15 protein-coding genes are annotated in these 14,036 nt (G+C 67.6%); 10 read left to right on the top strand and 5 right to left on the bottom strand.

Annotated features, from left to right (window positions below):
* Positions 1–49 precede the first annotated feature (49 nt).
* The 3 genes from F0Q34_RS17425 (at position 50) to F0Q34_RS17415 (ending at position 2,610) form a co-directional block, all read left to right on the top strand.
* A complete protein-coding gene (locus F0Q34_RS17425; RefSeq protein ID WP_149813527.1) occupies positions 50–319 on the top strand; it encodes a hypothetical protein in 270 nt (89 codons plus the stop codon).
* Between the two features lie 324 nt (positions 320–643).
* Positions 644–1,627 carry an MDR/zinc-dependent alcohol dehydrogenase-like family protein gene (locus F0Q34_RS17420; protein WP_206668077.1) on the top strand — a complete coding sequence of 328 codons (984 nt, stop codon included), beginning with the start codon at positions 644–646 and terminating at the stop codon, positions 1,625–1,627.
* Positions 1,624–2,610: a Gfo/Idh/MocA family protein gene (locus F0Q34_RS17415; RefSeq protein WP_149813526.1), complete on the top strand. Its 987-nt coding sequence runs from the start codon at positions 1,624–1,626 to the stop codon at positions 2,608–2,610. Before F0Q34_RS17420 ends, F0Q34_RS17415 begins: the two co-directional genes overlap by 4 nt.
* A gap of 69 nt (positions 2,611–2,679) precedes the next feature.
* Here F0Q34_RS17415 and F0Q34_RS17410 read toward each other — a convergent pair whose 3' ends face one another.
* The 5 genes from F0Q34_RS17410 to F0Q34_RS21870 are packed head-to-tail and all read right to left on the bottom strand — an operon-like array spanning position 2,680 to position 6,294.
* On the bottom strand, positions 2,680–3,567 hold the full coding sequence (locus F0Q34_RS17410) for a beta-xylosidase (RefSeq protein WP_149813525.1): 888 nt from the start codon (positions 3,565–3,567) through the stop codon (positions 2,680–2,682).
* Positions 3,567–4,316, bottom strand: a complete 750-nt coding sequence (locus tag F0Q34_RS17405; RefSeq protein WP_149813524.1) for a TIGR04290 family methyltransferase — start codon at positions 4,314–4,316, stop codon at positions 3,567–3,569. The genes F0Q34_RS17410 and F0Q34_RS17405 overlap by 1 nt, the downstream gene beginning before the upstream one ends.
* Positions 4,313–4,927 carry a histidine phosphatase family protein gene (locus F0Q34_RS17400; protein ID WP_149813523.1) on the bottom strand — a complete coding sequence of 205 codons (615 nt, stop codon included), beginning with the start codon at positions 4,925–4,927 and terminating at the stop codon, positions 4,313–4,315. The genes F0Q34_RS17405 and F0Q34_RS17400 overlap by 4 nt, the downstream gene beginning before the upstream one ends.
* Positions 4,928–4,936: 9 nt before the next feature.
* The gene (locus F0Q34_RS17395) at positions 4,937–6,019 is read right to left on the bottom strand and encodes an inositol-3-phosphate synthase (protein ID WP_241665558.1); all 1,083 of its coding nucleotides are present in this window, start codon (positions 6,017–6,019) and stop codon (positions 4,937–4,939) included.
* Positions 6,020–6,057: 38 nt separating this feature from the next.
* The gene (locus F0Q34_RS21870) at positions 6,058–6,294 is read right to left on the bottom strand and encodes a hypothetical protein (protein WP_161600931.1); all 237 of its coding nucleotides are present in this window, start codon (positions 6,292–6,294) and stop codon (positions 6,058–6,060) included.
* Positions 6,295–6,363: 69 nt separating this feature from the next.
* Here F0Q34_RS21870 and F0Q34_RS17390 point away from each other — a divergent pair, with 69 nt between their 5' ends.
* The 7 genes from F0Q34_RS17390 to F0Q34_RS17360 are packed head-to-tail and all read left to right on the top strand — an operon-like array spanning position 6,364 to position 14,016.
* Positions 6,364–7,479, top strand: coding sequence for an NAD-dependent epimerase/dehydratase family protein (locus tag F0Q34_RS17390; protein WP_174242072.1), 1,116 nt, complete (start codon positions 6,364–6,366; stop codon positions 7,477–7,479).
* Positions 7,476–8,579, top strand: coding sequence for an SDR family NAD(P)-dependent oxidoreductase (locus tag F0Q34_RS17385; protein WP_241665557.1), 1,104 nt, complete (start codon positions 7,476–7,478; stop codon positions 8,577–8,579). Before F0Q34_RS17390 ends, F0Q34_RS17385 begins: the two co-directional genes overlap by 4 nt.
* A gap of 32 nt (positions 8,580–8,611) precedes the next feature.
* Positions 8,612–9,694, top strand: a complete 1,083-nt coding sequence (locus tag F0Q34_RS17380) for a glycosyltransferase family 4 protein (protein ID WP_241665556.1) — start codon at positions 8,612–8,614, stop codon at positions 9,692–9,694.
* Positions 9,691–10,821 carry a CgeB family protein gene (locus tag F0Q34_RS17375; protein WP_149813518.1) on the top strand — a complete coding sequence of 377 codons (1,131 nt, stop codon included), beginning with the start codon at positions 9,691–9,693 and terminating at the stop codon, positions 10,819–10,821. Before F0Q34_RS17380 ends, F0Q34_RS17375 begins: the two co-directional genes overlap by 4 nt.
* Positions 10,818–11,903 carry a CgeB family protein gene (locus tag F0Q34_RS17370; protein WP_149813517.1) on the top strand — a complete coding sequence of 362 codons (1,086 nt, stop codon included), beginning with the start codon at positions 10,818–10,820 and terminating at the stop codon, positions 11,901–11,903. Before F0Q34_RS17375 ends, F0Q34_RS17370 begins: the two co-directional genes overlap by 4 nt.
* Positions 11,900–13,000, top strand: coding sequence for a CgeB family protein (locus tag F0Q34_RS17365; protein ID WP_149813516.1), 1,101 nt, complete (start codon positions 11,900–11,902; stop codon positions 12,998–13,000). Before F0Q34_RS17370 ends, F0Q34_RS17365 begins: the two co-directional genes overlap by 4 nt.
* Positions 12,997–14,016 carry a UDP-glucuronic acid decarboxylase family protein gene (locus F0Q34_RS17360; protein ID WP_149813515.1) on the top strand — a complete coding sequence of 340 codons (1,020 nt, stop codon included), beginning with the start codon at positions 12,997–12,999 and terminating at the stop codon, positions 14,014–14,016. The genes F0Q34_RS17365 and F0Q34_RS17360 overlap by 4 nt, the downstream gene beginning before the upstream one ends.
* The last annotated feature ends 20 nt before the right edge of the window (positions 14,017–14,036 follow it).

Genomic DNA, 14,036 nt, shown 5'->3' with positions numbered 1-14,036 from the left:
AAAGTGGACGGACCTTCGGCTTGTCAAAACGCCGCGGATGGATGGCCGGATGATCCCGTTCCACACCCAAAGATGTACCACTTTCGGAGGTGGTGGCCGGAGGCGGATCGAAAGGCCATGCAACCGCATCACGGCCGGGGCACTTCCGGTTGTGGTTCCCTGGAGCAAGGCCGTGCAGAAAACACCCGATCCTGGCGATGCCGTTCCCGAAGGCGTGGCGGTCGAGCAGCCCGTTCCGCTCACTCCGGAGGAGGAAGCGGTGAAACGGAAACTGGAAGAATTGCCGGACAGCGCGCAAAAGCGCCGCGAGCAGAAATAGCCTCAAAGGAGGCGGCCGGCTGGCAGCCACATCGCGCATGCCTGTTTCGGGAGACTTCCCGGAATCGTGATGCGTTCGCTCCAGCTTCTTCTTCGTTGCTCAAGCTGGACCGTTGGAATGCGTTCCAGAACCATGCCGTCACGGCCATGTTCCGGCGGAAGCCATATCCGGGAACTCCAGGCTATTTCCGATGCCTGATCCGGTTCCAAGCAGGAAGGGTGGCCTGCCGGCGGCCGCCTTCTCGATTAAGTGGAGTATGTCCTTGCGGATCGAATGCCCTTCCCATCTCTCCTTTCCATCCCGCCATCAGCGGGAGATGCGGCGATGAGGAAGGCGGCGCCCGGTTCCACCATGCGCGCGGCGGTGCAGGCAGGCCCCGGCCAGATGCAGATCCGCGAAGTGGCCCGCCCCGTGCCCGGCCCCGGTCAGGTGCGGCTGCGGCTGGAAGGCTGCGGTGTCTGCGCTTCCAACCTGACGCCCTGGGCGGGGCCGGACTGGATGCAGTTCCCCGGTGATCCGGGCGCCCTTGGCCATGAAGGATGGGGCGTGATCGACGCGGTGGGAGAAGGGGTGAGCGGCCTTGCCCCCGGCCAGCGCGTGGCCGCGCTGTCCTTCCGCAGCTATGCCGAATATGATTTGGCCGAGGCGCGCAACGTGCTCCCCCTGCCGGATGCGCTGGCCGGACAGCCCTTCCTGGGCGAGCCATTGGGCTGCGCCATGAACATCTTCCGCCGTGCCGACATCAGGGCGGGGCAAACCGTCGCCATCATCGGCATTGGCTTCCTGGGCTCCATCCTGACGCGGCTGGCGACGGAGGTGGGGGCCCGGGTCATCGCGATCTCGCGCCGGCCTTATTCGCTGGAACTGGCCCGCCGCATGGGCGCCGCCGAGACCATCCCGATGGAAGACCACGGCGCCATCATCGAGCGGGTCAAGGACCTCACCGGCGGCCGCTTCTGCGAACGGGTGGTGGAGGCAGTGGGCAAGCAATGGCCCCTGGATCTGGCGGGGGAGCTGACCGCCGAGCGCGGCCGGCTGATCGTCGCCGGCTATCACCAGGATGGGCCGCGGCAGGTCAATATGTGGCTGTGGAACTGGCGCGGCATCGACGTGATCAATGCGCATGAACGGGATACCGAAATCTATATGTCCGGCATGAGGGATGCCCTGGAAGCGGTTATGTCAGGGCGGCTGGACCCGGTGCCGCTCTATACCCACCATTTCCCGCTGGAGCGGCTGGGCGAGGCGCTGGACGCCACCAGGGATCGGCCGGAAGGCTTCCTCAAGGCCGTGGTGACGATGCCATGAGCCGTCCACGCCTCGGCTTTCTGGGGATTGGCTGGATCGGCCGTCACCGCATGCAGGCCATTGCCGCGACCGGTCTGGCCGAGATCGCCGCCATCGCCGACCCCACGCCCGCCATGCTGGAAGAAGCCGCGAAGCTGGCCCCCGATGCCTATCACGCCGATGGGCTGGACGATCTGCTGGCGCAGGACCTGGATGGGCTGGTGATCGCCACCCCCAGCGCCCTGCATGCCGAGCAATCCATCCAGGCCCTGCGGCGCGGCGTCGCGGTGTTCTGCCAGAAGCCGCTCGGCCGCACGGCACCGGAGGTGCAGGCGGTGGTGGAGGCCGCCAAGGCTGCCGACCGCCTGTTGGCGGTGGATCTGTCCTACCGCTTCACCGAGGGCATGCGGCGCATCCGCGAATTGGTGCGGGCCGGCGAGCTGGGGCGCATCCATGCCGTGGACCTAGTGTTCCACAATGCCTATGGACCGGACAAGCCCTGGTTCTATGACCCGGCGCAATCGGGTGGCGGCTGCGTCATGGATCTCGGCGTGCATCTGGTGGATCTGGCGCTGTGGACGCTGGATTTTCCGGCGGTCGGGCGCGTTTCCGGCACCTTGTTCGCGGGCGGTGAGCGGCTGGGCCCGCAACCAGGCCGCGTCGAGGACTATGCCATTGCGAACATCGACCTGCAGGATGGTGCGGCACTGCGCCTTGCCTGCTCCTGGCGGTTGCAGGCCGGCTGTGACGCGATGATCTCGGCCGCCTTCTACGGCACCGAGGGCGGCGCGGCGCTGCGCAACATCGACGGCTCCTTCTACGACTTCACCGCCGAGCGCTATCGCGGCACGTCGCGCGAGACCCTGGCCACGCCGCCCGATGAATGGGGTGGCCGCGCCGCGGCGGATTGGGCGCGCCGCCTCGCCGAGGGGCAGCGTTACGACCCGGCGATCGAGCGCATCACCGATGTGTCGCGGGTGCTGGACGGCATCTATGGGCGGTAAGGAAAAGGCCTGGAAAAAGGAATTCCTCCAGGCCCACCCCTTCTCCTCGTCGCGCCGAGGCTGAAAGGATCAGCCGGCGTAGCGCCGCACCATGCTGGCGCAGAACTCGGCGAATTCCTCCTTCACCTGCGGCGGGCTGGTGTGGTGCGGCGCGATGCCGCGATGCTCCGGCGTGAAGCAGAAGGTGGCGGTGACCTGGAAGTCGCGCAGCGCTTCCATCTGCCGGTCGAACCAGGCGAGCGCGTCGGGGCGGAAGCTGTCGGCCCAGGACAGGCCGGTGCGCAGATGCGTGACGCCGAGGCGCTTCAGCCAGGTCACGGCATCGTCCAGCCGGTGATCCTGGTAATGGAACCACTGGCAGATGCCGAGATGCGGCGTGTGCTTCTCGAACTCCTCCATGGCCAGCTTCGGCGTGCCATCCTCGCGCAGCAGGCCCATGTGGAAGTGACGGTAATAGGAGGAGCCTTCCGCCTCCCGGTGCCGCGTGGTCGCTTCCCAATGCGACGGCAGGTCGTACAGGCTGTACCAGTGGATGCGCGGCGCCTGGCCGATCAGCAGCTCCGCCGTGCGCTTCAGGCCCCAGAGCTGCACTTCCTCGGCCCCAAAGGTGGACACGCCGACCTCCGATACCCAGACCGGCAGGTGCGTGACCGCCTGGATCTCCTTCAGCTTCGCCGGCCATTCATGGATCAGCCAGTTGTTCCAGTCGAGCGGGAAGCCATGCACCGCGACCGCTTCCATCTGGTCTAGCACGCCGCGCTGCTGCATCTTCATGATGAACACCGGGTCGATCGGCGACATGCCACCTAGCACGCGGGGAAGGGAGCCGTGCTCGGCGCGGATCGCCTGTCCCGCGAGCCGGGCCGTTTCCGCGAACATCACCCAATCCGGATCGAGCTCCGGGTCCCAGTGCGACTTGTTGTTAGGCTCGTTCCAGATCATGGCGGCTTCAAGCATCAACGCGGGCCCTTTGCAGGATAGACGGCCGCCGAGCCATAAGGTGGCGCGACGGGCCGACAAAGATAAATCTCGCGGTCGGGATGGTGCAGGATCTCGAAGCCGGCATTCCGCAGCATCGCCTCGGCACCGGCGCGGTTCGGGATCCACCAATTGGTGACGTCGCCGGCATAGCGGTGCTCGATGAAATGCAGCCGCGGCCAGCCGGGACGAGCGAATTGCTCCTCCGCCTCGAAGGGGTAATCCTCCTGCGCCGGCTCCACCTCGCGCGGGCCGCGCTGCATGCTCTGGAACACCAGAAGGTCGCCGACCACATGCTCGCGCAGCAGGTCAAGTGCCAGAAGCGGGTGCCGAAGATGGTAGAGCACGCCCATGAACAGCACCACGTCAAAGCGCTCACCCAGCGCGCCGACGTCATAGACCGACAATTCGCGGTATTCGATCTCGAGATCCAACGCGCGCGCCGCGAAGCGGGCCTGTTCCAGGTAGCGCGCATCGGAATCGACGCCGAGCACGCGGGCCGCGCCGCGCCGCTTCATCTCGATGGAAAAGAACCCGGCATTGCAGCCGATGTCGAGCACCGACTTGCCACGCAGATCCTGCGGCAAGGCATGGCCGAAATATTGCCAGACGCAGGCAGGGTAATCACCCAAGGGATGCTCCGGCGCGGTTGAAACACCGTGCAGGGTGATGTTGTGGAACCAGGGGCCGAGCTTTGCAGCTTCCGCACGGATCGTGTCGGGTGTCATGCCATCTCCGTTTTGGCCGGCGGCTGTTCGTTCAGGCACAGCACCCTGCCACCCCCCTGCCAGACAACAAGGGCGCTGAGCGAGGCCGGCGCGATGTCGAAGCGCTCATAGGCTTGCAAGGGAAGATCCAGAAAGAAACACAGCGCCGCCTTGATGACGTCGCCATGGCTGACCATGGCGACACGGCCATCCGGGTGCCGATCATGCGCGGCGGTGATCCAGCCCATCACCCGGCGCTGCGCCGCGCGCATGGATTCGCCACATGGTGGCGCTGCATCATCGCGGGCACTGTTCCAATGCCGCCACTGCGGATCATCCAGCAGCTCCGTGAAGCGCCGCCCAGTCCAGTCTCCGAAATCGATCTCGGTCAGCGCGTCATCGACCAGGGGATCGAGGCCCAGGGCGCGGCCAATGGGTGCGGCGGTTTCGTGGCAACGCTGGACCGGGCTGGTGTAGAGCGCCTCGATGCCTTCACCATGCAGCCGTGCCGCCAGGGCATCGGCCTGGGCCAGCCCCGCTCCGCCCAGTGCCACGCCCGGCATGCGCCCGCACAGCGTATCCGCCACACGGTCATGCGCCGCATGCCGCAGCAGGAACAACGTCATCGCCATGCGGTGCGGTCAGTCCAGGCCCTGAATGAAACGCAAGGTGCGCTCCCGTGCCTCCTGATCGGTGTACTGCCTGGGTGGCGACTTCATGAAGTAGCTGGAGGGCGCGGCCAGCGCGCCGGACAGGCCGCGATCCAAGGCCAAGCGGGCGCAGCGCACGGCATCAATGACAATGCCGGCGGAGTTGGGCGAATCCCAGACCTCCAGCTTCAGTTCCAGATTCAGCGGCATCCCGCCGAAGGCCGTGCCCTCCAGCCGGATATGGGCCCATTTCCGGTCCTCGAGCCAGGGCACGTAGTCGCTGGGGCCCACATGCACGTCATTGGCGGGCAGGGGAACGTCGAACTGGCTGGTCACCGCCTGGGTCTTGGAGATCTTCTTGGATTCCAGCCTTTCGCGCTCCAGCATGTTCTGGAAGTCGGTGTTGCCGCCAAAATTCAGCTGATAGGTGCGGTCGAGGCGCACGCCGCGCTCGCGGAACAGGTTGGCCAGCACGCGGTGCACGATGGTGGCGCCGACCTGGCTCTTGATGTCGTCGCCGATGATGGGGAGGCCGCGCTCCTCGAACCGCTTCTGCCAGGAAGGGTTGGAAGCGATGAAGACCGGGATGCAGTTGACAAAGGCGCAGCCGGCCTCCAGCGCGCGTTCGGCATACCATTCGCTGGCCTGCTGCGAGCCGACCGGAAGATAGGACACCAGCACCTGGGTGCCGCTGCGCCGGATGATGTCGGTGACATCGGCGGCCGGGGCATCCGATTCCTGAAACGCGCCGCGCACATAGCGGCCCAGGCCATCTAGCGTGGGGCCGCGCTCGACCCTGACGCCGGTGGGGGCGGGCCTGGCAAAGACCTTGGTGTTGTTGGGCGGGGCCAGCACCGCGTCCGCGACATCCTGGCCCACCTTGGCGGCGTTCACGTCAAAGGCGCAGCTCACCTCGACATCGCGCACATGATAGCCGCCGAGATCGGCATGCATCAGCCCCGGGATCGGCTCATTCACATCGGCATCGCGGTAATAGGACAGTCCTTGCACGAAGGAGGAGGCGCAGTTGCCAACACCGACAATGCCAACCCGAACAGATCTGGATGCCGACACGAATCCTCCTTGCATCAACAATGGGCCGCCGGCCGATCTCAGCGGATGAGTGCCGCGGATGCCAGCCGGGCTGAAACGTCACGGCGCGTTCTGGGCACAACACCACACCAGCTTCTTTGTTCCTCCTGCCCGATGACATCTTCGTGAAACCGCGCAGCCATGTGGGCCGAAACTGCAACCCTTGCCGAAAGAAGGATTTTGGCCTGTGGCCAAAGCAATTCCTGGGCCCTGGAGATTGTAGCAATCTGCAACTCGGCCTTCCCGTCGTCGTTCAACTTCAACTTCTTCTTTGTTCCGGCGCCTGCACAAGACGCCGCATGGCCCGAGGCGGGAGATTTGCCAGAGTGCAGGAAACTGTTCTGATTACAGGGGGCGGCGGCTTCATCGGCTGCCATCTGGCGCGGCGGCTGTTGCGCGGCGGGTATCATGTTCGGGTGCTGGACAGCCTGATCGAGCAGGTGCATGGCGCCCGCGGCCGGCCTGAATTGCTGGACGCCGAGGCGGAGTTCCTGCGGGGCGATGTGCGCGACCCCGAGGCGGTGCGCCGGGCGCTGCGCGGTGTTGATCGCGTCGTCCACCTTGCTGCCGAGGTCGGTGTCGGCCAGAGCATGTATGCGGTGGATCGCTATGTCTCGGTGAACGATGTTGGTACGGCGGTTCTGTTCCAGCAGCTGATCGACGCGCCGGTGAAGCGCGTGGTGGTCGCCTCCTCCATGAGCATCTATGGGGAGGGGCTGTACCAGGACGAAGATGGTGCGCTGCACGAGGATGTTCGGCGCACGCCGCGGCGCGGCCCCGATGCGCCCTGGGACCCGCTGGACAAGGCCGGCCGGCCGCTGCGCCCGGTTCCGACGCCGGAAAGCAAGCGCCCCGCGCTGGCCTCGGTTTACGCCATTTCCAAGCACACCCAGGAATGCCTGACCCTGACCCTGGCACCGGCCTACGGGATGGAAGGCGTGGCGTTGCGGCTGTGGAATGCCTATGGGCCGGGGCAGGCGCTGTCCAACCCTTATACGGGCGTGCTGGCGATCTTCGCGTCCCGCCTGCACAATGGCCAGCCGCCGGTGATCTTCGAGGATGGCCAGCAGCGCCGTGACTTCGTGCATGTCGAGGATGTGGCGCGCGCCTTCCACCTGGCGCTGGAGCGGCCCGAGGCCGCCGGTCAGGTCTACAACGTGGCCAGCGGCCATGACCGCACCGTGGCCGAGGTGGCGCGTGAACTGGCGGCCGCGATGGGCCGGCCGGAGATGGCCCCGGAGATCACCAACAAGACGCGCAGCGGCGACATCCGCCACAACATTGCCGATATCGGCAAGATTCGGCGCGAGCTGGGTTTCAGCGTCAGCCGCGACTTCCAGGCCGATCTCGCGGAACTGGCCGAATGGGTGGCCCGCCAGCAGGCGGAGGACCGGGTGCAGCAGGCCCGCAGCGAACTCGAAACCAGGGGGCTGGTGGCGTGAGCGGCCCCCTCGCCGCGCCGGCGCTGCGGCCGGCGAAGCGGCCAGGGAAAGGCCCGGTTCTCGTGACCGGCGGCGCCGGCTTCATCGGCTCCAACCTCGCCGATCGGCTGCTGCGCGAAGGGCATGAGGTGCTGGTGTTCGACGCGCTGGCGCGGCCGGGCGTGGCGGCCAATCTGGAATGGCTGAAGCAGCAGCATGGCAGCCGCCTGATCCCCATCATCGCCGATCTGCGCGACGATGCGGCACTCACCGAGGCGGCGCGCGACGCGCAGGCAGTGTTCCACCTTGCCGCGCAGGTGGCGGTGACCACCAGCCTCACCGATCCGCGCGAGGATTTCGATGTCAATCTGCGCGGCACCTTCACCCTGCTGGAAGCGCTGCGCCGGCGCGGCGAGGCCGTGCCGCTGGTCTTCGCCAGCACCAACAAGGTGTACGGCAACCTGCTTGACATCGCGCTGGAGCGCAGCGGCGATGCCTACCTGCCGGTGGACCCCGTGATCCGCGCCGCCGGCATTGGCGAGCAACGGCCGCTCGATTTCCACACGCCCTATGGCTGCTCCAAGGGCGCGGCCGACCAGTATGTGCTGGATTACTCCCGCTCCTTCGGCCTTCCCGCCACGGTGCTGCGCATGAGCTGCATCTATGGTGAGCGGCAGATGGGCACCGAGGACCAGGGCTGGGTGGCGCATTTCCTGATCCGCGCGTTGCGGCGGGAGCCGATCACCATTTTTGGCGATGGCTGCCAGGTGCGCGACCTGTTGCAGGTGCAGGATGCGGTGGGTGCCTACATGGCCGCCTGGCGGCACATCGGGGAAGTGCAGGGACAGGCCTTCAATCTTGGCGGCGGGCCGGGCAACGCCGTCAGCCTACGCCAGGTGATCGCCGCCATCGAGGCAGAGATCGGCCATAAGGTGGAAACCGTTTATGGCGACTGGCGCGCCGGCGACCAACGCTATTACGTGTCGGACACAAGGCTGATCCGGTCTCAGCTTGGCCTGCGGGAGCCGGTGCCGTGGCGCCAGGGCGTCGCCGCCCTGGCGCAATGGCTGGGCAGCCGGAAGGGCGGGATGGCGCTGGACGTGGCGGGCGCCGCATCGTGATGGCGGCGGAGCCCCGGCCTCTGCATGCGCTGGTGACAACGGATGCCGTGGGCGGGGTCTGGTCCTATGCCCTGACCTTGTGCCGTGGCCTTTTGGCGCGGCAGGTTCGGGTGACACTGGCGGTTCTCGGCCCACCGCCCGGTGCGACGCAGCGGCTGGAAGCGGCGGCCATTCCGGGACTTCGCCTGCTGGATACCGGCCTGATGCTGGACTGGATGGTGCCGGATGCGGCCGCGGTGCGGGACGCGGGGGGCCGGCTGGCCGCCCTGGCGCGTGATTGCGGGGCCGACCTGCTGCACCTCAACAGCCCGGCCCTGGCGGCGGGCAACCGCTTTCCCATCCCGGTACTGGCTTTCTGCCATTCCTGCATGGCGAGCTGGTGGGCAGCGGTGAGGTCAGGCCCGCTGCCGTCGGATTTCACCTGGCACCGCGACCTGCTGGCCGAGGGCTACCGCGTCGCCGATCTGGTGGCGGCGCCGAGTGCGGCCTTCGCGGCCGCGACGCAATCCCTTTACGGCCTGCCCGAGCGGCCCCGGCTGGTTTTCAACGGCACCGCGCCCTGGGCAATGCGCGGCGCATCGCCCACGCCATTCTTCGCCTTCACCGCCGGGCGGCTGTGGGACGAGGGCAAGAACCTCGCCACGCTGGACGCGGCGGCGGCGCAACTGCCTTTTCCCCTCCTGGCGGCGGGCCCGGTGGAAGGCCCCGGCGGCGCACGCATCGATCTGCGCCATTTGCAAACCCAGGGCAGCCTGGACCGCGCGGCGATGCAGGCCATGCTGGCGCGGCAGCCGGCCTTCGTGTCGGCGGCGCGCTATGAGCCATTTGGACTCGCTGTGCTGGAAGCGGCCCAGGCGGGGTGTCCACTGGTGCTTTCCGACATTCCCACCTTTCGCGAGATCTGGGGCGGGGCGGCGGATTACGTGGCGTCCGGCGATGCTGCAGGCTTCGCGGCGGCGCTGCGCCGGCTGGCGGCGCCGCGGCTGCGCCAGGCCCGCGGCGAGGCGGCCCGGCGTCGTGCCGCGCGCTACACGGCGGACGCCATGGTGACAGCGACGCTGGATCTTTATCGCGAGCTGGTGCCTGCCCGCGCTTTTCTGGAAACGCCGGCATGAAGATCGCCTATCTCACGCATTCCCTTCTGTCCTGCTGGAACCACGGCAACGCGCATTTCCTACGCGGCGTGCTGCGCGAGCTGGTGCTGCACGACCACGAAGTGGCGGTGTTCGAACCCGGCAACAATTGGAGCCTGGAGAACCTGCGCCGCGATGCTGGCGAGGCCGGGCTGAGTGCCTTCCGTGCCGCCTATCCTGAATTGTCCTCGCACAGCTACGCCGATGCGACGGAGATCGAGGATGCGCTGGGCACGGCTGATCTCGTCATCGTGCATGAATGGAATGATCCGGCAGTGGTGGCGCGGATCGGCCGCCTGCGCGCCGGGGGCGGGCGGTTCCGGCTGCTGTTCCACGACACGCATCATCGCGCGGTCAGTGATCCGGAGGCGATCCGTGCCTTCGACCTGTCCGGCTATGACGGCGTGCTGGCCTTTGGCGAGACGCTGGCCCGGGTGTATCGCCGCTGGGGCTGGGGCAACCGCGTCTGGGTCTGGCATGAGGCGGCCGATTTGCGCCACTTCCACCCTCCCGCCATCGAGGCCCCGCGCGAGGGCCTGATCTGGATCGGCAATTGGGGCGATGGCGAGCGCAGCGCCGAGATCGAGGATTTCCTGCTGCGTCCGGCGCGCGGGGCCGGCCTGTCGCTCGACATCCACGGAGTGCGCTACCCGGAGGAGGCGAAGGCGAGGCTGGCCGCATATGGCGCGCGCTATCGCGGCTGGGTGCCCAATGCCCGCGCGCCGGAAGTGTTCGCGCGCCACCTTGCCACGGTGCATGTGCCGCGCCGCTATTACACGCAGCTGCTCCCCGGCATTCCCACCATCCGCGTGTTCGAGGCGCTGGCCTGCGGCATCCCGCTGCTGAGCGCCCCCTGGGACGATGCCGAGCACCTGTTCCGGCCCGGTGAGGATTACCTCGTCGCCCGCGACGGGAACGAGATGCGGCGCCACATGACGGCGATCCGCAACGATGCCGCGCTGCGTGAATCCCTCGTGGCGCACGGGCTTGAAACCGTCCGTGCCCGGCATGGCTGCGAGCACCGCATGCGCGAGCTGCTGGCCATCGCCGGCACCCTGATGACTTCGCCCGACAAGATGGGCCCCGAGAGGATGGAGAACGCCGCATGAAGATCGCGTTCTATGGTTCCAGCCTGTTGTCCTCCTACTGGAACGGCGCGGCCACCTATTACCGTGGCATGCTGCATGATCTGTCCCGGCGCGGCTACGACATCACCTTCTACGAGCCCGATGCCTTTGACCGCCAGCAGCATCGCGATATCGAGCCACCGGACTGGGCGCGCGTCGTGGTCTATACGGCAACGGATGACGCGTTGCGCGGCGTGATGGCCGAGGCGCGGCAGGCCGATGTGGTGGTGAAGGCCAGCGGCGTCGGCGTATTCGACGATGAGCTGATCGAAGGCGTCATGGACGCCGCGCGCCCCGGCGCCATCCGCATCTTCTGGGACGTGGACGCGCCTGCCACCCTCGCGGAGATCACGCCGCAGCCGGACCACCCGTTGCGCCGCACCCTGCCGAAGCTGGACTTCGTGCTGACCTATGGCGGTGGCCCGCCGGTGGTCGCCGCCTATGAAGGGCTCGGCGCGCGGCGCTGCGTGCCGGTCTACAACGCGGTCGATCCCGCCACGCACCATCCGGTGCCGGCCGAGCCGCGCTTCAAGGCCGATTTGTCTTTCCTCGGCAACCGCCTGCCGGACCGCGAGGCGCGGGTGGAGGAATTCTTCCTGCGCCCTGCCGCGCTGCTGCCGGAACGGTCCTTCCTGATCGGCGGCAATGGCTGGGACAGCAAGGCGATGAGCGGCAATGTCCGCCATCTGGGCCATGTCTACACGCGCGAGCACAACGCCTTCAACACCTCGCCGCTGGCGGTGCTGAACATCGCCCGCGACAGCATGGCGCAAACCGGCTGGTCCCCCGCCACCCGCGTCTTCGAGGCGACGGGCGCCGGCGCCTGCCTGATCACCGATGACTGGCTCGGCCTCGACATGTTCCTGAAGGTGGATGAGGAGGTGCTGGTGGCGCGCGACGGAAAGGACGTCGCTGACCATGTCGCCGCCCTGACGCCGGAACGCAGCCGGGCCATCGGCGAGGCGGCGCGGCGCCGTGTCCTGGAATCGCACACCTATGCGCATCGCGGTGCCGAAGTCGATGCGCTGCTGCGTGGCGCCCTGGCGCGGAAGGATGCGGCATGAAGCTGGTGGTGCTGGGGCTGACCCTGTCCTCCTCCTGGGGCAACGGGCACGCCACCACCTTCCGCGCCCTGCTGCGCGCCTTCGCGCAACGTGGCCACGAGGTGCTGTTCCTGGAGCGCGACAAGCCCTGGTATGCCGCGCATCGCGACATGCCGGCGCCGGATTTCTGCCGCCTGGAACTCTATGGGGAACCCGCCGGGCTGCGCCGTTGGCAAGATGAGATCGCGGCCGCCGATGCGGTGATGGTCGGCTCCTATGTGCCGGACGGCGTCACGGTGGGCCGCATGGCGCAGCGGATGGCCGAGGGGGTCTGCGCCTTCTACGACATCGACACGCCCGTCACCCTGGCGAAGCTGGAGAAGGGCGATGAGGAATATCTCTCGCCCGCGCTGATCCCGGGCTACGACCTGTATTGCTCCTTCACCGGCGGGCCGACGCTGGAGCTGCTGATGCGGCGCTACGGCTCGCCCATGGCGCGGGCGCTGTATTGCTCGGTGGATGCTGCGGCCTATCAGCCGGTTGAAACGGGGCGGCGCTGGGATCTCAGCTATCTCGGCACCTACAGCCCCGACCGGCAGCCGGTGCTGGAGCGGCTGTTGCTGGAGCCGGCGCGCCGTGCACCGCAACTCCGCTTCGCCGTGGCCGGCCCACAATATCCGGCGGAGATCGACTGGCCCGCCAATGTGGAGCGGCTGGAGCATGTGCCGCCCAGCGAGCATCCGGCCTTCTACAGCGCCAGCCGCTACACGCTGAACGTCACCCGCGCAGACATGGTGCGCGCCGGCTTCAGCCCCAGCGTGCGGCTGTTCGAGGCCGCCGCCTGCGGCGCCCCGGTGATTTCCGATCGCTGGAACGGCATCGAGGACGTGCTGGAGCCCGGCTCCGAGATCCTGCTGGCCGATGGCGCGGAGGATGTGCTGCGGGTTCTGCTCAACCCGGACGAGGCGGCGCGCGACCGCCAGGCCGGGGCGGCGCGGCGGAAGATCCTCGCCGCGCACACGGCGGAGCATCGCGCCGCGCAGCTGGAAGCCATGCTGCGCGCGGCACGGCGAGACAAAACGACACGCCCGCAGGCCCAGGAAAGGGAAAGCGCATGAGTTCTGCCAAGCCTCAGAACGTCCTGGTTGCCGGCGGCGCCGGCTTCCTGGGCTCGCATCTGTGCGACGCGCTGATCGCGGACGGCGCGCATGTGATTTGCGTGGATAACCTGCTCACCAGCTCCGGCGAGAATCTGCGTCATCTGCGGCGCTCGCCGCGCTTCACCTTCATTGAAGCCGACATCATCGACGAGCTTCCGGCCTCGGCGTTGCCGCGCAGGCTGGACCGCGTGTTCAATCTGGCCTGCGCCGCCTCTCCGCCGCTGTACCAGGCGGATCCCGAGCACACCATGATGACCAATGTGCTGGGCACGCGGAACCTGCTGCGCCTGGCCGAGCGGCACCGCGCGCGTTTCCTGCAGGCTTCCACCAGCGAAGTCTATGGCGACCCCGAGGTGCATCCGCAGGTCGAGGCCTATTGGGGCAATGTCAATTGCACCGGTCCGCGTGCCTGCTACGACGAAGGCAAGCGCGCAGCAGAGGCGCTGTGCTTCGATTTCGACCGTGCCCGCCGGGTGGAGCTTCGGCTGGTGCGCATCTTCAACACCTATGGCCCGCGCATGCAGCCGGATGACGGGCGCATCGTATCCAACGTCATCACCCAGGCGCTGAGCGGCGCCGACATCACCGTCTATGGCGATGGCAGCCAGACCCGCTCCTTCTGCTATGTCGATGACCTGGTGGAGGGGATGACGCGGCTGATGGCGCATGACGGGCCGCAGCCGGGGCCGGTCAACCTCGGCAATCCGAACGAGCAGACGGTGCGCAAGCTGGTGGAGGATGTGCTGGCGCTGACCGGCCATCGCTCGGCGGTCACCTACCACCCGCTGCCGCAGGACGATCCGCGCCGCCGCAAGCCGGACATCAGCCGGGCGCGGGAGGTGCTGGGCTGGGTCCCAAGGACGCCGCTGGCTGAAGGCCTGCGCCGGACGCTGGAATGGTTCCGCAAGGCGGAAGCGCCCGCTACCGTGGCCAATGAGGCATCCGGCGCGGCGATGCCGCTTTCGGCGGATTGAAGGCCAGGGCCAGGGGTGCC

The organism is Teichococcus oryzae (assembly GCF_008386565.1).
Classification (GTDB): domain Bacteria; phylum Pseudomonadota; class Alphaproteobacteria; order Acetobacterales; family Acetobacteraceae; genus Pseudoroseomonas; species Pseudoroseomonas oryzae.
This window is presented reverse-complemented; position numbering and strand designations above follow the sequence as displayed.